We start from the raw sequence: 22,022 nt of genomic DNA on the forward strand, positions 1-22,022 counted from the left end.
GGCAGCATTGTTTTCTCCCTTGTTCTTTCGACTTTGTTATTGCCGGAGTGTCGCAAGGCCTCCACGACCCTGCAAGCGCGCACTTATTCCGCGCGACGAAACAGCATTGTTGTGCAACGCCAATTGTGATTGATGCTGGCGATCACCCAATAGCAGGGGCGCTCGACTTGGAACTGAATATGCGAATTGGTCCGCGACATCGCAGGCTCGCCGCCGCAGGCTTTCGTGCGGCGCGATGGCTGGCCGCGAAGACGATGGGAGCGGCAGGCTTCCATCAGCTCGGCTCCGAGTTCGCCAATGCGCGGATTGCCGCCGTGCGCGACAAGCTCGCGCGCGGCGAGACTGTTTATCTCGCGGGCCTCGGCCCTCCCGGCACGCACAATTCCGGCATCGCACTGGTCGAGGTGACACAACGCGACGGCCCGCGCCTGATCGTCAACAACGAGGAAGAACGCTTTTCCGGCAACAAGCACACCACGGAATATCCGAAAAAATCGATCGACGCGGCTGTCGCGACGCTGCGAGGCATGGGACGCGATGTCGGTGCGATCGACGCCTGGCTGACAAGCTGGGACTATCCGACGCTCGCCGGCACGCTGGCGCGTTCGGTGCTGGAAGAATTGCCGCAAAGCCTGAAATTATTGCGCACCACGGAGGCCGCCGGCTTCGACAGCCGCCGCCTCGAACAGATGACGCGGACGCCAAAGATCCTCGCCCGCCAGCTCAAGCTTGCCGAGCGCGTGCCGCTGATCTGCCTGCCCCACCACGACAACCATGCCTGGTTCTCGTTTGCGGCTTCTCCGTTCAAGGATGACGGCAAGCCGGTCGCCATCGCCGTGCTCGACGGCACCGGCGATCTCGGCTCGATCTCGCTCTATGTCGTCGAGAACGGCGCGATGCGCCGGCTCTACTGCAACGAGAGCATGTTCGATTCACTCGGCGCGTTCTACAGCGTGATCGCTTCGACCCAGGGCGGCTGGACCTGGCTGTCCTGCGAAGGTCGCTACATGGGTGCGGCCGCCTGGGGCGATATGAGCCGCTCGAGCAATCCCTATTATCGGCGGCTGCGCAAGGTGCTGCATCTCGGCGCCGACGGCGAAGTCTGGCTCAATCGCGCGATGGCGAACTGGTACTCCGACCCGTTCGATCATCCCTACAAGGCCGCTTTGACCGAAATCCTCGGCGAACCGCTGAGGCCGGATCAACTCTGGAATCCCGACGCGGTGTTGCGCGTCGAAGACATCAAACATCGCCCCGACACCCAGGATCGCCTCGACAAGGCCGCCGCGACGCAGCTCGTGTTCGAGGACGCGATGATCCACGTCGTCGATCATCTGTTGCGCTTGACCGGCGCTCGTCGGCTGGTGCTGACCGGCGGCGTCGCACTCAACGCCGTCGGCAACATGCGGCTGATCGAGCATTTCGACGAGACGTGGTTTGCGAATGCGCAGGGCCGGCGCGCGCAATTGCATCTGTGGGTGCCGCCGGTGCCCGGCGACCCCGGCGTCACCATCGGCGCCGGCTGGCTGTTCGCGCATCTCGCCGGCGCTCCGCGCGGCCTGCCGATGACGCATGCGTTCTACTGCGGCACGCCGCCGACCTCCGACGACATCGCGGCCGCGCTGAAGGTGGACGACATCGCCTCGCAGCGGATCGGCGACATCTCGACGCCTGAGGGACGCGACGCCATCGCCGACTTGATGGCGTTCACGGTGGCGCAGAACGGCGTCATCGCGATCTATCAGGGCGCAGCCGAAACCGGGCCGCGCGCGCTCGGCCATCGCTCGATCCTCGCCAACCCCTGCGATCCCGGCACGCGCGAGCGCCTGAACGAGCGGGTAAAATATCGCGAGGCGATCCGACCTCTGGCCCCGATGGCGACGCTGGAGGCGGCGCAGCACTATTTCGAGCTGCTGCCCAGCGCCTCCGACGACGACTACAACGCCTATAGCTACATGGTGCTGACCGCGCGATCGAAGCCGCACGCGCGCGACAAGATCCCGGCCGTTATCCACGCCGACGGCACCGGCCGCATCCAGATCGTGCGTGAGAGCGACGATCCCCTCACCCATGCCTATCTCAAGGCGCTCGGCCGCCGCATCGGTGTCGAGGTGTCGGTCAACACCTCGTTCAACGTCGCAGGTCCGATCGCGCAGACGCCAAGCCAAGCCATCGAGACGCTGCGCCGCTCCAAGGGGCTGGACGCCGTGATCATGGTCGCAAGCAATGGGACCGTGTACGCCGCTTGGCATGGCGGCGAGCGCAACAGCGGCCGGTTCACAGGATGGTTGTCGGAATGGAAGAGCGCGCAACCAGTTGCATGAGTGAGCCGAAACGGCGCGCTCCTTTAATCGACGTCCTCGATCACGCCCGACGTCGTGCCGAAAGCTTTTTGCGCCAGCGTGGCCGCCATGAACTCGTCGAGGTCGCCGTCGAGCACTCCCTCAGTGTCGGAAGTCTGCACGCCCGTGCGCAGGTCCTTCACCATTTGGTAGGGCTGCAGCACGTAGGAGCGGATCTGGTGACCCCAGCCGATATCGGTCTTAGCGGCCTGATCGGCGGCGGCCTGCTCCTCGCGCTTCTTCAATTCGATCTCGTAGAGCCGGGCGCGCAGCATGTCCCACGCTTGCGCGCGGTTCTTGTGCTGGGAGCGGCCGGCCTGGCAGACCACGGCAACGCCGGTCGGGATGTGCGTCAGGCGCACCGCGGATTCGGTCTTGTTGACGTGCTGGCCGCCCGCACCACCCGAACGCATGGTGTCGGTGCGCACATCGGATTCCTTGATGTCGATCTTGATGCTGTCGTCAACGACTGGAAAGATCGCAACCGACGAGAACGAGGTGTGCCGACGCGCATTCGAATCGAATGGCGATATCCGCACCAGGCGGTGCACGCCGGCTTCCGTCTTCAGCCAGCCATAGGCATTGTGACCGCTGATCTGGATGGTCGCGGACTTGATGCCGGCCTCTTCGCCCTGGGTTTCTTCCAGAAACTCGACCTTGAAGCCATGCTTCTCCGCCCAGCGCGTGTACATGCGGAGTAGCATCTCGGCCCAGTCCTGGCTCTCGGTGCCGCCGGCGCCGGCGTGGACTTCAAGATAGGAGTCGAACTTGTCGGCTTCGCCTGACAGCAGCGCCTCCAGCTCGCGCCGGGCGACTTCCTTCTTGAGGTCCTTGAGCGCCTTCTCGGCTTCCGCGACAACGCCCTCATCGTTCTCGGCCTCGCCGAGCTCGATCATGCCGACATTGTCCTCGAGCTCGCGCTCGACCTTGCTGATGCCTGACAGCGCATCCTCCAGCGAGGTGCGCTCCTGCATGAGCTTCTGGGCTTTCTGGGGATCGTTCCAGAGATCGGGATCTTCGGCGAGCTTGTTCAGCTCGGCCAGCCGTGCCGTCGATTTCTCGACGTCAAAGATGCCTCCTCAGCAGCCCGACCGACTGCTTGATCTCTTCAACAAGGCGTTCGACTTCCGCGCGCATGGTCTTTCTGGTCTGAATTATGAATGTCTTGTGAGGGATGTAGCGGCCGAAGCGCAGAAGCGCAATCCGCCGCGACTTCTTTACCCGTTGATGATCCGGAACTTCAGCCCGCTACCATAGCCCGCCGGGACGCATGATGGTACCGGGATCGGGCGCGGCGGCAGGCGCCATCCGTCCTTCAGCGTCAGCAACGCCGATGGCGGAGTAATTATCCGGCGGCGCCGTGCCCGGCTTGAACGCTTCCAGGATGGTGCGTCCACCGTCGCCTGGACCGGCGCGCATGCCGCTCTTGGAATCGACGCGGACGAGCTTGATGCCGGCCGGGATCTTGAACGGCGTCGCCGGCTTCTCCGCCAGCGCAAGCTTCAGGAAATCGCGCGCGACCGGCGCGGCCAACGCGCCACCGGTGGCTTTGCGACCGAGATTACGCGGCTTGTCGTAGCCCAGATAGACGCCGACCACGAGATCCGGCGAGAAGCCGATGAACCAGACGTCCTTCTCGTCGTTGGTCGTGCCGGTCTTGCCGGCAATCGGCTTGCCCACGTCCTTCACCGCCGTGGCGGTTCCGTATTGGACCACGCCTTCCATCATCGAGGTGATCTGGTAGGCCGTCATTGGATCGAGCACCTGCTCGCGGCGATCAACGAGCTGCGGCTCGGGCTGGTTCTTCCAGCCTCCGGGCGCGTCACAGCCGCGGCATTCGCGCTGGTCATGCCTGTAGATGGTGTGACCGTAACGGTCCTGGATGCGGTCGATCAGCGTCGGCTTCACGCGGCGGCCGCCATTAGCGAACATCGAATAGGCCGTGACCATCCGCATCACCGTGGTCTCGCCGGCGCCGAGCGCGTAGGAGAGATAGTTCGGCAGCTCGTCATAGACCCCGAAGCGCTTGGCGTATTCGCCGATCAGGGGCATGCCGATGTCCTGCGCCAGCCGCACCGTGACGGTGTTCAGCGAGCGCGCCAGCGCGTTGCGCAGCGTGGTCGGACCATAATACTTGCCGGTCGAATAGTTCTCCGGACGCCAGACGCCCGCCCCCTGCCCCTGATCGATTTCGATGGGCGCGTCGACCACCACTGTGGACGGCGTGTAGCCATTATCCAGCGCCGTCGAATAGACGAGCGGCTTGAACGACGATCCCGGCTGCCGATAGGCTTGGGTGGCGCGGTTGAACTGGCTCTGGTCGAACGAGAAGCCGCCGACCATGGCCAGCACACGGCCGGTCCACGGATCCATCGCGACCATGGCGCCGGAGATCTCCGGCAACTGCCGCAGCCGGTACTGGCCCTCCACCGCCGTGCCGTCCTTGGTCACAAGGGGATCAGCATAGATGACGTCGCCGGGCGAGAGCACGTGCGAAACCGCCGTCGGCGTCCGGCCGCGCGCCGACCCGGAAGCCGCCTTGGCCCAGCGCACGCCGTCGAGGGCAATGATGCCGGTCTCCCGTTGCTTGCTGACGCCGCCGCCGAGTTCGCGGCCAGGCTGGAATCCTATTCGCGCCGACTGCTCGCTCGTCTCAAGCACCACTGCCATCCGCCATGGCGAGATGTCGGAGAGCGATTTGACGTCGGCGAGCTTGACGCCCCAATCGCCGGACACATCGAGCTTGGTGATCGGGCCGCGCCAGCCCTGAGCTTCATCGTAGTGGACGAGGCCGGCAGCCATGGTCTTGCGCGCCATCACCTGGATCTTCGGATCGAGCGTGGTGCGCACCGACAAGCCGCCCTCGTAAAGCTTCTTCTCGCCATAGCGTTCGAAGATGTCGCGGCGGACTTCCTCCGCAAAATACTCGCCGGCAAAGGTGTGCGCGCCGTTGCTGCGGTTGGTGACGATCAGCGGCTCCTTACGCGCCTTGTCGGCGTCGGCTTGCTTGATCCAGCCATTTTCGAGCAGGCGGTCGATCACATAGTTGCGGCGGTCGATCGCGCGGTCGCGGTTGCGGACCGGGTGCAGCGCCGCCGGCGCCTTCGGCAGCGCGGCGAGATAGGCGGCTTCGGCGACGGTCAGTTCATTCACCGACTTGTCGAAATAGACCAGCGAGGCGGCGGCGACGCCATAGGCGCCAAGGCCGAGATAGATCTCGTTCAAATAGAGTTCGAGGATACGGTCCTTGGAATAGGCGCGCTCGATGCGCATCGCGAGCAGCGCTTCCTTGATCTTGCGCGAGAACGAGACCTCGTTGGTGAGCAGGAAGTTCTTGGCGACCTGCTGGGTGATCGTCGAGGCACCCTGCGGCCGGCGACCCGAGCCATAGTTCTGCGCGTAGAGCATCGCAGCGCGCGCCATGCCCTGGAAGTCGATGCCGCCGTGCTCGTAGAAATTCTTGTCTTCGGCCGCGAGGAACGCATTGATGACGAGCTTGGGCACTGCCTGGATCGGCAGATAGAGCCGTCGCTCCTTTGAATATTCGCCGAGCAGCGAGCCGTCGGACGCATGTACGCGCGTCATCACCGGCGGCTCATAGTCCTGGAGCTGCGAATAGTCGGGCAGATCCTTGGAGAAATGCCAGATCGCGCCCGCGACGCCGGCTACGCCAACCAGGAACACGACGGTCCCGGCGGCGAACAAAAAACCCATGAACCGCACCAGCAAGCGCATTATCGAAGTTCCGTTCCAACCCTATTGCGCCGAACCGGTCGGCGGCAGTTCCTCGTTGCGAATGCGCCCGGCCCTAACAGCCTGCCGGTGCTTGAGGCGAACAATACGGCGCGTCGCGGACGAAATCGGCTGATTCCGCGAGGCCCTCAGCCGATTTCCTATACCGTTGCCGCTGTGGCCAAACTAGGGCCTCCCGGTTCCGAGCAGTGCCTTTTCTCGGCACCGTTACTTGTCTGGTACGGCGGTTGCGAGTCGCTTGGCAAAAAAGGCGTCAATAGCCTGCAGCATCGATCCGACGGCCTTGTTGCGCCAGTCCTCCGATACCAGGTGTTCCAGGTCGCCCTTGTTGGAGACATAGCCGAGTTCGATCAGGACCGAGGGCACGTCGGGTGCCTTCAAGACCCGAAAGCCAGCCGATTTCAGCGGGTGCTTGTGCATCCGCGCCGTCGTCTTCATCTCGGACACCAGCAGCCGCGCAAAACGGTTGGAAAATGTCTTGGTCTCGCGGCGGGCGAGGTCGATCAGGATATCGGCGACCTCGGTCGGCTCATCGGACAGGTCCACCCCGGCGATGGCGTCCGCCTTGTTCTCGGCTTCCGCCAGCCGCTCCGCTTCAGCGTCGGAGGCCTTGTCCGACAGCGTGTAGATGGTCGCGCCCCGGGCGTCGCCTTCCCGGCGTGGCAGCGCATCGGCGTGGATCGAGACGAACAGCGCCGCCGACTGGCTGCGGGCGATTTTGACCCGTTCATTCAGGGGAATGAAGGTGTCGTCGGTGCGGGTCATGACAACCTGGTATTTGCCCGACTTCTCGATCCGGTCGCGCAACGCGAGCCCGAATCCGAGCACGAGGTTCTTTTCCAGCTCGCCGTTCGACTGAGTGCCGTTGTCAATGCCGCCATGGCCGGGATCGATCACGATCACGGGCCGCGAATCCGGCGGCTCGCCCGGTTTTTCAGCCGGCGTCGCCGCCTTGGCGTCCGCAATGGTCGGCTTGAGCTCCGGCCGGTCTTCCGCCGCGAGCTGCTGAGTGAACGCGCTGCGGTCGACCTGCTCCAGTTCCAGGACCAGGCGCGGCGGCTGCCCGTTGGCTGCGTCGAGCACGTAGGAATTGGTGATCTTAGCGGGCCCTGTCAGGTCGAAGACGATTCGCGAACCGCCCGGCATTACCAGTCCGTAGCGGAATGCCTTCACCAGCCCACGCCCGGTATTGCCGGTTCCGCCGGGAAGCTGAAACGTCACCTGAGGAATATCCACCACCACCCGGTAGGGATCGGCGAGTGTAAAGGCACGGAACTCGATCTTCTTGTCGAGGTCGACGATGAATCGAGCCTGCTTGGCGTCCCCAGCCAGGCGAGCGTCGGAGACAATAGGAAAATCGGTGCTTGCAGAATGGGTTGGAGACGTTTCTTCAGCCGTGCTAGGAACAACCACCCAGCCGCACACCAACGCTGCGGCGCAGACCAGCCCGCACCCCAGCAAAACCCATCGATTTGCGCGGTCCGCCACGATTCGGCACCCTCCGAGCCGTCGTCATACCGCATTAGAGCCACAGGGTTAACGAGACCCTAATACCGCCCTGGCGAAATGGTTCGAGTGTTGCCGCGCCGTGACGCTCCCTTGCGTGAGACGACCAATCCACGTATGTACGGGGTGCTGACGGCTAATACTCCCGGTTGTGTCGCGTTCAGCCTCCCGGCAGCGCCGGAACCTTCGAGCTCGAAGGAGCCAGCGTGTTTTCCCGGTCCCTCCCCAGCCAGCGCCGCGCGCGGCTGACATGGAGTGGCGGTGCGAGCCCGAGCGGCGTCCGGTCCCAGGCACACTCTGTGTGGCAAGGGGCGGTTTGAGACACGGCAAAGCCGATTATATTCGGCCCCAGAGCATGATCCGGAAACGGGATACCGGTTTCTGAAAAGATCATGGTCAAATAAGGGGTCCGATATGCAATTGGCCGGCGAGCGCGTTCGCGCCGCGCCGGGCCTTCAGCGAAGGATGCGGCGGTATTCTTTGCCGCCCAAATATGTTCAGACGGGCCAACCGCTTGATGCGCCAGACTGTGTTGCCGACCAACACCCCCCAGACAATCGCGACCACGCGAGGCGAAAGCTCCGCACGCCGCGTTGTTCCGGCGGGAACGGGCTTCCCACGGCGCCCCGATTTGCGTTTTGGCCTTCCCCTCACCCCCGAATCAGGTGGACCGTCGCGTCATCGGGCCGCGCAATTTGCGCGCGCCATGCTACGCGCCCGCCGCCCTCAAGAGCTCCAAAATGCCCAACAAGATGTTGATCGATGCCACCCACCCGGAAGAGACCCGGGTCGTCGTGGTCCGCGGCCATCGCGTCGAAGAATTTGATTTCGAGACTGCCCAACGCAAGCAACTGCGCGGCAATATCTACCTCGCCAAGGTGACGCGCGTAGAGCCGTCGCTGCAGGCGGCCTTCATCGAATATGGCGGCAACCGCCATGGCTTCCTTGCCTTCAGCGAAATCCATCCAGACTATTACCAGATCCCGGTCGCTGACCGTCAGGCGCTGATCGAGGCCGAAGAGCGCGCCCATCGCGAGGCCGAGGAGGAGAGTGAAAGCCGGCCTCACCGCCGCCGCTCCCGCCACCGCAATGCCCGCCGTCGCGGCCATGGCGAGCGCGTGCAGAGCGAGGTTGTGGAGGGTGCCGAGCCGCTCGATGCACAAGCCGATGAGGGTCGTGCGCTTCACGCAGAGGCCGAGCAGCACGACCTCGAAGCCAATGCGCATGAGCATCATGAGCACGAAGCCTGCGAGCATGCTGACGATCACGAGCATGCCGACGAGCACGATCATGATGGGCACGAGCCCGGCAGGCACGAACATGCTCATAACGACAATGATCATACCCCTGTGCTGAGCGAAACCGCGGCAACGGAAGCGCAGCCCGATCCGGTTGTCGCCGCTGTCGAGGCATCGGTCGCCGTCGACGCTCCCGATGTCGCGGCCGACATCGAGGTTAACCAGGAGCCCGAGCGCGCCCGAGAGGAGCAGGTCGAGGAAAACGCCGCCCACGCCGATGATGCGCAACACGCCGCGGAACCTGGCGAGGAGCATCCGGCATCCGACGAGCATGCCCCCGCGGAACTTGTAGCGGAGGCTGCGCCGCACGACGAGCATGGCGCCGAGCCGTTCGGCGACGAAGCGCATGACGATGAGGACGACGAGGAAGGCGAGGACGGCGAAGAAGAGGAAGTCGTCGAATCCGTCGGCGGCGACGACGTGCTCGAGGAGGTGCCCGAGCGCCCCTTCCGTCCGCGCCGCCAGTACAAGATCCAGGAAGTCATCAAGCGCCGGCAGGTAATGCTGGTGCAGGTCGTCAAGGAAGAGCGCGGCAACAAGGGTGCGGCGCTGACGACGTATCTCTCGCTCGCCGGCCGCTATGCGGTGCTGATGCCGAACACCGCGCGCGGCGGCGGCATCAGCCGCAAGATCACCTCGGCCCAGGACCGCTCGCGTCTCAAGGAAGTGGTGCAGGACCTCGATGTGCCCGAGGGCATGGGCATCATCCTGCGTACCGCCGGCGCCTCGCGGTCGAAGCAGGAGATCAAGCGCGACTTCGAATATCTGATCCGCATGTGGGAAACCGTGCGTGACCTGACCCTGAAGTCGCAGGCCCCTACCCTCGTCTACGAGGAAGGCTCGCTGATCAAGCGCTCGCTGCGCGACCTCTACAACAAGGAGATCGACGAGATCATGGTTGCCGGTGAGCCCGGCTACCGCGAAGCGCGCGACTTCATGAAGATGCTGATGCCGGAAAACGTGCGCGCGGTGAAGCAGTACCGCGACGGCCAGCCTTTGTTCTCGCGCATGGGCGTCGAGAGCCAGCTCGATGCGATGTTCTCCCCGACCGTGCAGTTGCGCTCCGGCGGCTACATCGTCATCAACCAGACCGAGGCGCTGGTCTCGATCGACGTCAACTCCGGCCGCGCCACGCGCGAGCATCACATCGAGGACACTGCGCTCAAGACCAATCTCGAGGCGGCGGAGGAAGTCGCGCGGCAGCTGCGCCTGCGCGACCTCGCAGGCCTGATCGTCATCGACTTCATCGACATGGACGAGAAGCGCAACAACCGCGCGGTCGAGCGCAAGCTCTCCGACTGTTTGCGGCAGGATCGCGCGCGCATCCAGGTCGGGCGCATCTCCCATTTCGGCCTGCTCGAGATGTCGCGCCAGCGCATCCGCGCCAGCGTGCTCGAGAGCTCGACCGAGCCCTGCCCGCATTGCGGCGGCTCTGGTCATGTCCGCTCGGTCTCGTCGGTGGCGCTGCAGCTCCTGCGCGGCATCGAGGAAATCCTGATGAAGGGCGCAACCCACAATCTCGTGGTGCGCACCCGCACCGACGTCGCGCTCTATGTCCTCAACCACAAGCGCGGCCATCTGCGCGATCTCGAAATCGCCTTCAAGGTCCAGATCTCGGTGGCGGCAGATGCGACCGTGAGCGGTCAGCAGTCCTACATCATCGACCGCGGTGAGCAGGTGCACACGCTGGAAGCCGCCAAGGCGCTGCTCGCGGCGCAGGCCGCGTCCGCGCCGCCTCAGATCGAAGAGTCATATGACGACCAGGAGCCGTTCGACATCGAGGCGGAGATCGAGACCGAAGAGACGGAAGGCCTGAGCGACGAAACGGGGACGGGCGAAGAGGCCGGCACCGACGCCGACGGTCCGCGCCGCCGGCGGCGTCGGCGACGTCGCGGCCGCGCTGGTGGCGGCGAAGCCCACGAGGGTGGTATGCCGCGCGAGGATGGCGAGGCTCTGCCGCTTGCGCCCGAGACCGCCGACGGCATCGCCGAGGAAGTCGAGACCGACGAGGACGAGAGCGAAGAGCAGTCGGCTTTCGCACATGGCGAAGGCCAGAGCGGCGAACGCCGTCCGCGTCGGCGTGGACGTCGCGGCGGACGCCGGCGCCGTAGCAGCGGTCACGGTGCAGATGAGGGTCTTGCCGCCTCGATTGCCGATGAGCTCGGCCCGCGCCCGGAGCCGGAAGCAACGGAGGCCGTCGCTGATTTCGACGGTGGCTCGCCCGAGCAGGCCCCGACCCTGCTTCAGCCCGAGCCGGAGGCAGAGCAGGCGGAGTTGCAGCCAGTCGAAAGCCCGCAGCCGCAGGAGCCTTCGCAGCCGGAGCCCGTGACCGTCGCCGCGCCCGAGGAGGCCGCGCCGGAGAACGATCGCGCCGCACGTCGCCGCTCGACGGTACGCGAGAAGGTGAGCTTTGCGTCCCACCAACCGGCCGAGCCGCCTCTAGTGCTGCAGAGCGCGCCGGAGCCTACTCCGTCGGCAGAACCCGCTCCCACGCCGCTCGCCGAACCTGCGCCTGCGGCCATCGCGGAACCTGCGCCTGCAGCAGCGACCGAGGCCCCGGCGCCCCGCAAGGCCGGCTGGTGGTCGCGCCGCTTTGGTGGCGGCGGCTAGAGCATGATCCGGAAAAGTGGAAACCGGTTTTCCCTCGCGACAAACGCGAAGCGTTTGCGCGGAGATCATACACAAGCAAAGAGATGAGATCATGATCCGATTCCAATCGGATCATGATCTAGATATGGCGATTCGTTCAACTGCAACTCCGCCTCGGCATTTTTCTCCGATCATGCGGAAAATTGCGATGCCGGCTCAGCGAACGCCAGCAACGATCAAGCGCGCTCCCGCATCGGCGAGACGCTTGCACTGCTCCTCAGATGCGCCGGCATCAGTCACCAGAGTCCAGCGCGGCGGCAGCGGCGCCCAGGCCATCTGTTCGGCGCGGCCGAGCTTGCTGGCGTCGGCGAGAACGATGACTTCTTTCGACTGCTGCATCATCAGCGACTTCAGTGCGACCTGCTCGAGATCCGCTTCGCACAGGCCCCGGTCATTCACCACGCCGTCGGCGCTCATGACGGCACGGTCCGCGGTCATGCGGCGCAGCGCCTCATTGGCGAGCGGCCCCATGGTGCTCATGCTGGTGGTGCGCAGCGCGCCGCCCAGCACCACAAGCTCGATGGTCGGAGCCTTGGCGAGGAACGGCAGCAGCGCGAGATTGTTGGTGATGATGCGCAGCCGCCGCTGCTGCAGCAGTCGGCCAAAGGCTGCGACCGTCGAGCCGGCATCGAGAATCAGCGTATCGCCGTCCTCGATCAGATCGATCGCCGCGCGCGCGATCGCCTGCTTCTGTTCGCCCCGGACCGCAAGGCGCTGCTCGAGCGTCGTCTCGTTCGCGTGGGCGCTGAGAATGGCGCCGCCATAGGTGCGGCGCACGGCATTGTTCTTGGAGAGATGCTGCAAGTCGCGCCGCACGGTGGAGGCGGAAACGTCGAAGCGCCGCGCGAGATCGTCGACATCGATCTCTCCCGCGTTCAGTGCTTCCAAAAGACGAGCCTGACGCTCCTTGCTGCGCATCGACATCGAACCTCAGCCCCCGGATTCATTGCCTTCAGCCGAGCTCGACCGTGTCGGCTTCGCGGCACGGTCGATGGATACCACGATGCATCGGCCGCGCAATATCAGCGCTCGACCCGCATCTAGCTCTTCATCCGGTGGAGCCCGCGTAGCGGGCGTCTCAAGCCGCCTTCTTCGGCGCGAGATCGACCGCCTGCCGCAGCGCCTCGATCAGGCTGCGCTCGTCGGCGATGCCCTTGCCCGCGATGTCGAAGGCGGTCCCGTGATCGACCGAGGTGCGGATCACCGGCAGGCCGACAGTGATGTTCACACCGGCTTCCAGCCCCAGCACCTTGATGGGTCCATGGCCCTGATCGTGATACATCGCGACCACCATGTCGTAGTCGCCGCGGCCGGCCAGGAAGAACAGCGTGTCGGCGGGCAGAGGGCCGCGCACGTGCCAGCCCTTGTGCTGACAGGCTTCCACGGCCGGCGTGATCTTCGCGGCTTCCTCGCCGCGACCGAACAACCCGTTCTCGCCGGCATGCGGATTGATGGCGCAGACGCCGATCTTCGGATTGGCGATGCCGGCGCGCACCAGCACGTCATGTCCGCGTGCGATGACACGTTCGACGAGGCCGGGCTCGATTTTCTCGATCGCATCGAGCAGGCCGATATGCGTGGTCACGTGAATGACGCGGAGTTTCGGCGACACCAGCATCATCGACACTTCCTGCGTGCCGGTCAGATGCGCCAACAGCTCGGTATGGCCGGGATATTTGTGGCCGGCCGCATGCAGCGCTTCCTTGGAGAGCGGCGCGGTGCAGATGCCCTGAGCGAGCCCTGCCTGCACCACCTGCACGGCTTTCTCGATATAGCGATAGGCCGCCTCACCTGCCGTCGCCGAAACCTTGCCGAACGGCAGATCGTCCGGCACCAGCTTCAGGTCAACGCACTGCACGGTCTTCGACGCAAAATTCGCCTCCTTCGCGTCGCTCAACGCATCGACCTTAAGCGACACGCCGACGATTTGACCGGCCTTGCGCAGACGGTTGGCGTCGCCGATAACCAGCGCATTGCAGATCGCCTGCACCTCCGGTTGCGCCAGCGCCTTCATGATCACCTCGGGCCCGATACCGGCCGGATCTCCCATAGTGATCGCAATGGTCGGACGAGTCATATGAAACTTCCTCTGGTTCGGACGGCGCGGAGGCGCTCGCTGATGCGGATGAGGCTGTGCTCGTCACCGAACGCGCCCGCTTTGGTGGCGATCGGAACGGACAATCGGCCAAGGGTGAGGCCGAGCGATACGCCCGGCTCGATTTCGTCGGCAAGACGGATGCCGTTGACGCCGAAGCGCGACAGCATCGCCGCCGCGGTTTCGCCGCCGGTCGCAGCAAAGGCGCCGATCGCGGGTGCGACGGCCTCCAGAGCGTCGGCGAGTCCCTTGGCGAGCCGCGGGCCGAGCGACATGTCGGGGTAATCATCCATCATGATCTCAACCAGCGCATCGCGGCCATCGGCAAGTCGTTTCATCACGTCCACGGCGAGCGTCGCCCGGCCGGCGCCATCGTTGAGCAGCGTCTCCGGCGCGATCGGGAAATGCGCCACGGTACCGGTCGCCTCCAGCTTGCGCGCAGCGGCGCGAGACGCGCCCGCAAGCGAGCCCACCACGATCAGGGTGCCGGATGCGCTCGTCGGAATGCGTAGCGGCTCGACGGCATGGCTGACTTCGAGGCCGGCCAGCGCGTGCGCGAGGCCGGCGCTGCCGATGAAGAAGGTTGCGGGCGATGCATGCAGGCTCGCCTCCGCGATCAAATGCAGATCGTGTTCGGTCGCGGCGTCGCAGGCCGCGACCACATCGCCCTCCCCGGCGAGCCTCGCGAACGTGGCTTTGAGATCGCCACCGCGCACGGCAGCGAGCTTGACCTTCTCACCGCGAATGCCCGCGGTCGCGAGAACGTCGATAAGATCGGCATTCGGATAGGTGTGGTCGCGCCGCCAGACCTCGGCCTCCTCGAGGGGACGGCCTTTGACCAGGATGCGCCCGTCGATGGTGGTGCGGCCGGTGGCCGGAAAGGCCGGCGCGAACACGCCGAAGGCCGGACCCGATCGTGACTTGAGATGCGCAAGCGCGGCGGCAGTCTCCGCTGCAGGTTGGCCCCGCAGCGTCGAGTCAATTTTCTTGAAAAGAATACGTCCGGGTTCGCACAGGCGCCCCAGCACATCGGCATGGCGGGCTGCAGCGGCTCCGGCCGAAAGGCCTCGACTCGCTGCATCGTAGGCCAGGACGGGTAGCTGGTAACCTGACGCGTCGGTCACCTCACCCCACGTCACCGCGGCCGCACGCCCCCTTCTGCCGAAGGCGATCGCACAGTCCGCGGCACCAGTGAGATCGTCAGCGACGATCAGCCAGCTTTGGCTTGACGCGTTTTCTTGACGCGAACCGGTATCCACTTCGCTAGAAAACGCTTTAGGGGCCATCTTCAGTGACCTGCCTCAGTGACAACCGAGCGCGCCGTGGGGGTCATCTTGCCGGCAGAAGCCACGTTCTCTTCTGCACGCTCCTCGACGTCGCGACCAACAACGCGGGCCGTCCAGGCGGTGAAGATCGGCACGAGGATTGCGGTGACCACAACGCACGCCGCGACGAGGATGGTCGCAGGTCGCGCCGCGTCCGCATAGGCCGGATTGGCCGCGGCGACAATCGCCGGGACGGCCGCCGCATTACCAGCCGTCGAGGCTGCCGCAATACCCGCGACACCATTCCCGCCAGTGATGCGATCGGCGAGGAACAGCGGGATGCCGGTCACAACCACCACGCCCACTCCCATGCCGAGGCCGAGCAGACCAGCGTGCCAGACCTTCGACAGATCGAGGCCGGCGCCGAGCGCGAAGGCGAAGAACGGGATCATCACAGGCACCGCGCGGCCCAGGAAGTCGCGCATCTCGCGATCGAGGTTGCCGATGATCATGCCCACCACCAGAGGTAAGATAGCGCCCACGAGGGTCTGCCATGGAAATGCCGAGAGGCCGGCGACGCCCAAGGTGATCATGGTGAGGAACGGACCGCTCTCCAGCGACATGACGGTATAGGCGCCGACGTCACGCGGACGTCCATATTGGCCCATCAACGCCATATAGAGACCGCCATTGGTGTCGTTCATGGCGGCAACGATCGCGAGAGTCGAGACACCCGCGAACATGCCAGCTCCGACCGGCGCTTCTCCCAAAATGCGGCCGAAGATCAGGCCGAGGACGACGGCAACGCTAACCTTCACGATCAGCAGCGTGCCGCCCTTTTTCACAATGTAAGGGGTCGCGCGGAAGTCGATGCTCGCGCCCATGCAAACGTAAAACACGGCGAGAATCGTCAATGCGCCAGAGAACAGTGCGCCGGTAAACGAGCCAAAGAACTTCGGAGTATCGGGAAAGAAGGTCGCAATAAGCGCCCCAACCAACAGCGGGACCACCATCATCCCGCCAGGCACCTTCTCGATCGTCCGCTTAATTGGAACCTGCATTTCTGATTTCCTCCCGCGCATGGCGCCCATCCGATCATTTTGCGCGTTTCTGCCAAAGAAACGAACAAACTTCCCGCGATATATGCTCGCATCACGCAATATTCAAGATTCTTTGCGCATTACGCGCAGGCGAAAGCAACGGTTGAGGGCTCGTACAAGTTCGGCCCGGCCCACCCCGGAAATCCGAAATCACGCCGCCGGTTGTGATCCTGGACGGAGTGTCCGGCGGGCCTGACCTTCGGGCGGCCGTCTACCGCCAGTCCTAGCCAGCTTCCTTCAGAACGATTTGCTCCATGCGGAACGGGCCCACCACGAAAATGGTGCGCCCCGTTATCGTTTCGTTTGCCGCGGCGAAAAGCTCGCTGGCAGGTCAGCCCGTGGTGATCGCCGTCTCGACGTCGGAGGGATCTATCTCCTTGTTCAGGTTGGCGTGCAGCTTCTCGTAGTCGAGTTCGCCCTCCCACCATGAGACGAACACCGCGGCCATGCCGTTGCCGGTGATGTTGGTCAGCGCACGCACCTCGCTCATGAACTTGTCGATCGAGAATACGATGGCCATGCCCGGCACCAGCGCCGGATTGACCACAGTCAGCGTCGCCGCGAGCGTGATGAAGCCCGCCCCAGTGACACCGCTCGCCCCTTTCGAGGTCAGCATCGCCACGACCAGAATGGTCAGTTGCTGGCCGAAGGTGAGATCGACGCCAAGCGCCTGCGCGATGAACAGCGTCGCCAGAGTCATGTAGATGTTGGTGCCGTCGAGGTTGAAGGAGTAGCCGGTCGGCACCACCAGTCCGACCACGGGCTTGGAGCAGCCGAGCCGCTCCAGCTTCTCCATCAATTGCGGCAGCGCGCTCTCGGACGAACTGGTGCCAAGCACGATCAACAGCTCATCCTTGATATAGGCGATGAACTTGAAGATGCTGAAGCCCATTGCCCGCGCGATCAGGCCGAGCACGAGGACCACGAACAGCGCGGCGGTGCCGTAGAACAGCCCGATCAGGCCGATCAGGTTGCCGAGCGCTGCGGGACCGAACTTGCCGATGGTGAAGGCCATTGCGCCGAATGCACCGACGGGCGCCGCTTTCATCACGATGCTGATCACGCCGAATACCGCATGTGCGGAATCGTCGATAACATCGCGCAAGCGAGCGCCGCGCTCGCCCATCGCCATCAGCGCGAAGCCAAAGAGGATCGCGAACAGCAGCACCTGCAGGATGTCGCCGCGGGCGAACGCGCCGAACACACTGTCGGGGATGACGTTGAGGACGAAATCGACGCTCTTCTGCGTTTGCGCCTGCTTGACGTAGTTCGCGACCGCCGCCGCGTCCGGCTTGGCGGCGAGCCCATGACCGATCTGGAACAGATTGCCCACGATCAGGCCGAGGATCAGCGCGAAGGTGGAGACGATCTCGAAATAGACCAGCGCCTTGACGCCGACCCGGCCGACCTTGCTGGCGTCCTGGATATGCGAGATGCCCGAGACCACCGTGCAGAAGATGATCGGAGCGATCACCATCTTGATCAGCTTGATGAAGCCGTCGCCGAGCGCCTTGATCCAGTCGTTGGTCGCAAGGCTCGGCCACAGCCAACCGACCACGGCGCCGAGCACGATCGCGATCAGCACCTGGACATAGAGGATGCGGTACCAGGGTTTTGACGTGCTGACCTCGGCCGGCCCGCTCATCGCAATCGTTGCCATGACTCTCACTCCTACTCGAAGATGCGCAAGGCCGGTCCGCCGGGCTGTCCGGGGATGACCATCTCGAAAAATCAGATTGGCCGGTGATGGGCCTCGCCCAGAGGCTCTCTCAGGTGCGGCGATCGGCGAGCCGCCGCGCAGCCGGCAGCAGCGCGGCCCCGAGCGCGGTCTTGACGAGCGTGCCCGCGATGAACGGCAAGATGCCGAACAGCCACGCCTTCTCGGCGCCCAGGCCGACGCCGAAGGCCAGCCAGCTAAAACCGGCCGCGAGGATGATGATGTGACCGAGCGCCATGGCTGCAAACAGCCGGACGACGCTGCGGTCCCAGCCGCGCTCGGCGAGCCAGCCGGTGACGAACGCCGCCGCCACGAACCCAAACAGATAGCCGGCGGTCGGGCCGATCAGCGGTGCGAGACCGCCGACAGGTCCGGCAAACACCGGAAAGCCGATCGCGCCTTCCGCCAGGTAGGTGATCATGGTCGCAGCTCCGAGCCATGAGCCGTAGGCGGCGCCGATCATCAGCACCACCAGCGTCTGCAGCGTCATCGGCACATAGGGCAGCGGCAGATTGACCTTGGCCGACAGCGCCAGCAGCGCTGTGCCCAGGAACACCAGGATGGTCCCGCGCCATAGCGCGGAGAATTCACCCGATCGGGTCGGCCACAGCACCGAAGCAAGAGGAAAATGCCTGGCGGCGGCGGACTCCGATACCGATCTGACTGACAAGGCCTACTCCGGGAAGCTGCGACAAACTGGCGCGCTATTTAAGCCAACCAGCGATCCGCGCAACCGCTTCCTGCATCTCCTCTGGGGACCGTGCATAGGAAAAACGGATGAAGGCGCGACCGTGAATCGGATCGAAATCGACGCCCGGCGTCGCCGCGACATGGGCCTTTTCCAGCATCTGACGCGCAAATTCGAAACTGTCGGCCGTAAAATCCGATACGTCGGCATAGAGGTAAAATGCGCCATCGGCGGGCAGGAACTTGGTCAGCCCCGCGCTGGGCAGCCCCTCTATCAGGATGCGCCGATTCTCTTGATAACCGCGCTTGATCGCTTCCATCTCCTCGCGGCCATCGAAGGCGGCTTCGGCTGCGATCTGCGACAGCGTCGGCACCGAGATCGAGAGGTTCTGCTGCAGGCGCTCGATCGGGCGCACCAGCGGCTCGGGCACGACCATCCAGCCGACCCGCCAACCGGTCATGCAGAAATACTTTGAGAACGAATTGATCACGAGCGCGCGCGGGGACAATTCGGCTGCCGTCACCGCCAGAAACGCGTAGTCGAGCCCGTGATAGATCTCATCCGAGATGAAGCGAATGCCGGCGCTTTCGGCCGCCCTCATCAGGCTTGCGAGAGCATCGCGCGACATCATCGTGCCCGTGGGATTGGCAGGACTCCCCACCAGGACGCCCTTGAGCGGCGCCTTGCGATGCGCGTCGAGCAACGCCGCGCCGGTCAGCGCGTGCCGCGTTTCGTTCGTCGTCTCGATCAGCACCGGCTCGCAGCCGAGCGCGGTGAGGATATGGCGGTAAGGCGGATAGCCGGGCACTGTGACCGCTACCCGATCGCCGGGCTCGAACATTGCGAGAAACGCCAGGATGAAACCGCCCGAGGAGCCCGTCGTGACCACGATGCGCTCGGCATCGACATCGCATCCATACGTCTCGCGATAATGCCGCGCGACGCGCGCGCGCAGCGAGGGAATGCCGAGCGCGGAGGTATAGTCGATGCGTCCATCATCGAGCGCTGCATGGGCGGCTGCGATCGCTGCGTTCGGCGCCGGCGCCGCCGGCTGTCCGACCTCCATGTGGATCACATGCCCGCCAGCCGCTTCGATTCGCGCGGCTGCTGCCATCACGTCCATCACCATGAAGGGCGGAACTTCGCTCCGTCCCGAGGCGGTCAAAAGATGATTCACGTGATCTCCAAATGTCGCTTCGCGCATGGATATCTGCTATTTGGGCCGGCGTCGCCGGTTTCGAGTTCCGAAATGGCCGGTTGCGCCCCAGACTGGCCGCATTCGGCGGTTTGTTAGGGCATATATTGTCCGTGGCCCGCCGCCAATCGCCAAGACCGCTCCATGCTGCTCCGTCTCGCGCTGCGCAAGAAGACCCTGAAATTGACCGCGCTCGCCACCGCAATTGCCCTCGCGGTCGCGCCGACGATGGCGCTCGCGCAGCAGAACAAGGGTCCGCCGATCCTGCGCGACACCGAGGCCGAGCAATTGCTGCGCGACTATACGAGACCGATCCTGCGCGCCGCGGGACTAGAGAAGCAGAACATCCAGATGGTCATCATCAACGACAGCAGCTTCAACGCTTTCGTTGCCGACGGCCGCCGCATCTTCGTCAATTACGGCGCGATCCTGCAGTCGGAAACGCCGAACCAGATCATCGGCGTGCTCGCGCACGAAACGGGGCATCTTGCCGGCGGCCATCTCGCAAAGCTCCGCGAGCAACTGGCGCACGCGCAGACCCAGATGATCATCGCCATGCTGCTCGGCGCCGGCGCGATGGTCGCGGGCGTGCGCGGCGGCAGCAATAACGGTCTTGCGAATGCAGGCGCTGCAGCGGTATCCGCCCCGCAGGAGGTGATCCGCCGAACGCTGCTGTCCTATCAGCGCCAGCAGGAAGAAAACGCCGACCGCGCCGGCGTGAAATTCCTGAGCGCGACCGGCCAGTCCGCCAAGGGCATGTACGACACCTTCAAGCGCTTCACCGACGAGAGCCTGTTCGCGGCACGCGGCGCCGATCCCTACCTGATGTCGCACCCGATGCCAGCCGATCGTGTCGCAGCATTGGCGGAGATCGCGCGCTCCAGCTCCTATTGGGACAAGAAGGACGATCCGGCGCTGCAATTGCGCCACGACATGGTGCGCGCCAAGATCTCCGCCTTCATGGAGCGGCCGGAGACCGTCTATCGCCGCTATCCTGCCTCCAACAGCAGTCTGCCCGCCCGCTATGCGCGCGCGATCTCGACTTATCTGCACGGCGATCTCCGCAGCGCACTGGCGCAGATCGACGGCCTGATCCAGGCGCAGCCCAACAATGCCTATTTCTACGAATTGCGCGGCCAGGCGCTGCTCGAAGGTGGCAGGCCGGCGGAGGCGATCGCGCCGTTGCGCCGGGCAGTGCAGCTTTCGGGCAACGCGCCCTTGATCGAGATGCTGCTCGGCCAGGCGCTGGTTGCGACCAACAACAACGCCTACACCGATGAAGCCATCAGCATCCTGCGCGCAGCGGTGGCGCGCGAAGGCGAGGCGCCGATCGGCTACACCCAACTCGCCATGGCCTATGGCCGCAGGGGCGACTACGCGCAGGCGGACCTCGCTTCCGCCCAGGCCGCCTACCTGCGCGGCGACAGCAAGACCGCGCGCGAACTGGCCTCGCGTGCCAAGACGCGCTTTCCGATCGGAACCCCCGGTTGGGTCAAGGCTGACGATATTGTGAGCGCCCGGCCGCTGCCGGGTCAGAAAAACAACTAGCCATCAACGTAAATCGTCTACAACGATTGCCAAACCGGCCCCGAACCGAAAAAGCCGCACAAGGATTTGCTCATGCGCCCGCTCCGCTTTCTCGCTCCTGCCCTACTCGCCGCGGCGCTCGCAGGCATCTCGCCGCCCGCATCCGCCCAAGGCTTCTCCGATACGCAACGCAGCGACATCGAAAGCATCGTGCGCAATTACCTGGTCACGCATCCCGAGGTGCTCGAGGAGGCGATGACCGAGCTCGCCAAGCGCCAGGCCGTGGCCGAAGCCGAGAAGCACCAGGCCGGCATCGAGAAGAATGCTGACGTGATCTTCAACTCGCCGCGCGGCGTGACGCTCGGCAACAAGGACGGCGACGTCACCTTCGTGGAATTCTTCGACTACAATTGCGGCTACTGCAAACGCGCGATGGCCGACATGCTCGACCTCATGAAGACCGATCCCAAGCTGAAGGTGGTGCTGAAGGAATTTCCGGTGCTGAGCCAGGGCTCGGTGGAAGCCGCGCAAGTCGCCGTCGCCGTGCGCATGCAGGATCCGACGGGAAAGAAATATCTCGACTTCCACCAGAAGCTGCTTGGCGGCCGCGGCGCCGCCGACAAGGCGCGTGCGATGGCGGTCGCCAAGGAAGTCGGCCTCGACATGGCGAGGCTCGAGAAGGACATGGCGAGCCCCGAGGCGAAGGCGACCATCGAGGAGAACTTCAAGCTCGCCGAAGCGATGGGCATGAACGGCACGCCGAGCTACGTGATCGGCAAGCAGGTCGTGATCGGCGCGGTCGGGCTGGACAATCTGAAGGAGAAGATCGGCATCGCCCGCTGCGGCAAGGCGACGTGCTGACATAACCGCGAGACAATATCGGATGC

At 64.5% G+C, this 22,022-nt stretch carries 14 protein-coding genes; 4 read left to right on the forward strand and 10 right to left on the reverse strand.

From position 1 onward, the window contains the following. Positions 1-179 precede the first annotated feature (179 nt). On the forward strand, positions 180-2,324 hold the full coding sequence (locus tag J6497_RS08295; RefSeq protein WP_225703772.1) for a carbamoyltransferase C-terminal domain-containing protein: 2,145 nt from the start codon (positions 180-182) through the stop codon (positions 2,322-2,324). Positions 2,325-2,347: 23 nt separating this feature from the next. Here the strand turns inward: J6497_RS08295 and prfB are convergent. From prfB to J6497_RS08310, 3 genes are all read right to left on the reverse strand, one after another. After that, a protein-coding gene (prfB, locus tag J6497_RS08300) for a peptide chain release factor 2 (RefSeq protein ID WP_225703773.1) occupies positions 2,348-3,479 on the reverse strand; the annotation gives its coding sequence in 2 pieces (ribosomal slippage) (positions 2,348-3,409 and positions 3,411-3,479; 1,131 coding nt in all). Between the two features lie 111 nt (positions 3,480-3,590). Then, the gene (locus J6497_RS08305; protein ID WP_225703774.1) at positions 3,591-6,077 is read right to left on the reverse strand and encodes a penicillin-binding protein 1A; all 2,487 of its coding nucleotides are present in this window, start codon (positions 6,075-6,077) and stop codon (positions 3,591-3,593) included. 225 nt (positions 6,078-6,302) lie between these two features. After that, positions 6,303-7,583 (reverse strand): N-acetylmuramoyl-L-alanine amidase, encoded by a 1,281-nt coding sequence (locus J6497_RS08310; RefSeq protein ID WP_225703775.1) that lies wholly within the window; start codon positions 7,581-7,583, stop codon positions 6,303-6,305. Positions 7,584-8,341: 758 nt separating this feature from the next. On the opposite strand from J6497_RS08310, the gene J6497_RS08315 reads away from it, so the two are divergent. Continuing rightward, complete coding sequence (locus tag J6497_RS08315; RefSeq protein WP_225703776.1) at positions 8,342-11,509, forward strand: Rne/Rng family ribonuclease; 3,168 nt, start codon at positions 8,342-8,344, stop codon at positions 11,507-11,509. A 195-nt stretch (positions 11,510-11,704) separates the two neighbouring features. On the opposite strand, the gene J6497_RS08320 is transcribed toward J6497_RS08315, so the two are convergent. From J6497_RS08320 to J6497_RS08350, 7 genes are all read right to left on the reverse strand, one after another. Beyond that, the gene (locus J6497_RS08320) at positions 11,705-12,472 is read right to left on the reverse strand and encodes a DeoR/GlpR family DNA-binding transcription regulator (RefSeq protein WP_225703777.1); all 768 of its coding nucleotides are present in this window, start codon (positions 12,470-12,472) and stop codon (positions 11,705-11,707) included. Positions 12,473-12,626: 154 nt separating this feature from the next. Then, entirely contained in the window at positions 12,627-13,625 is a 999-nt protein-coding gene (gene pdxA, locus J6497_RS08325) for a 4-hydroxythreonine-4-phosphate dehydrogenase PdxA (protein WP_225703778.1), read from the reverse strand. Then, the gene (locus J6497_RS08330; RefSeq protein ID WP_225703779.1) at positions 13,622-14,929 is read right to left on the reverse strand and encodes a four-carbon acid sugar kinase family protein; all 1,308 of its coding nucleotides are present in this window, start codon (positions 14,927-14,929) and stop codon (positions 13,622-13,624) included. Before J6497_RS08330 ends, pdxA begins: the two co-directional genes overlap by 4 nt. Before the next feature lie 2 nt (positions 14,930-14,931). Beyond that, on the reverse strand, positions 14,932-15,969 hold the full coding sequence (locus J6497_RS08335) for a 2-keto-3-deoxygluconate permease (RefSeq protein WP_225703780.1): 1,038 nt from the start codon (positions 15,967-15,969) through the stop codon (positions 14,932-14,934). Between the two features lie 370 nt (positions 15,970-16,339). Further along, positions 16,340-17,668 (reverse strand): C4-dicarboxylate transporter DctA, encoded by a 1,329-nt coding sequence (dctA, locus tag J6497_RS08340; protein WP_225703781.1) that lies wholly within the window; start codon positions 17,666-17,668, stop codon positions 16,340-16,342. 109 nt (positions 17,669-17,777) lie between these two features. Then, complete coding sequence (locus tag J6497_RS08345; RefSeq protein WP_249793456.1) at positions 17,778-18,335, reverse strand: biotin transporter BioY; 558 nt, start codon at positions 18,333-18,335, stop codon at positions 17,778-17,780. A gap of 94 nt (positions 18,336-18,429) precedes the next feature. After that, positions 18,430-19,617, reverse strand: a complete 1,188-nt coding sequence (locus J6497_RS08350; protein WP_376708180.1) for a pyridoxal phosphate-dependent aminotransferase — start codon at positions 19,615-19,617, stop codon at positions 18,430-18,432. A 135-nt stretch (positions 19,618-19,752) separates the two neighbouring features. Between J6497_RS08350 and J6497_RS08355 the strand changes: the two genes are divergently transcribed. Next, positions 19,753-21,156: a M48 family metalloprotease gene (locus J6497_RS08355; protein ID WP_225703782.1), complete on the forward strand. Its 1,404-nt coding sequence runs from the start codon at positions 19,753-19,755 to the stop codon at positions 21,154-21,156. 72 nt (positions 21,157-21,228) lie between these two features. Further along, a complete protein-coding gene (locus tag J6497_RS08360) occupies positions 21,229-21,996 on the forward strand; it encodes a DsbA family protein (protein WP_225703783.1) in 768 nt (255 codons plus the stop codon). Positions 21,997-22,022 lie beyond the last annotated feature (26 nt).

Origin of the sequence: Bradyrhizobium cenepequi (assembly GCF_020329485.1) — a bacterium.
Taxonomy (GTDB): domain Bacteria; phylum Pseudomonadota; class Alphaproteobacteria; order Rhizobiales; family Xanthobacteraceae; genus Bradyrhizobium; species Bradyrhizobium cenepequi.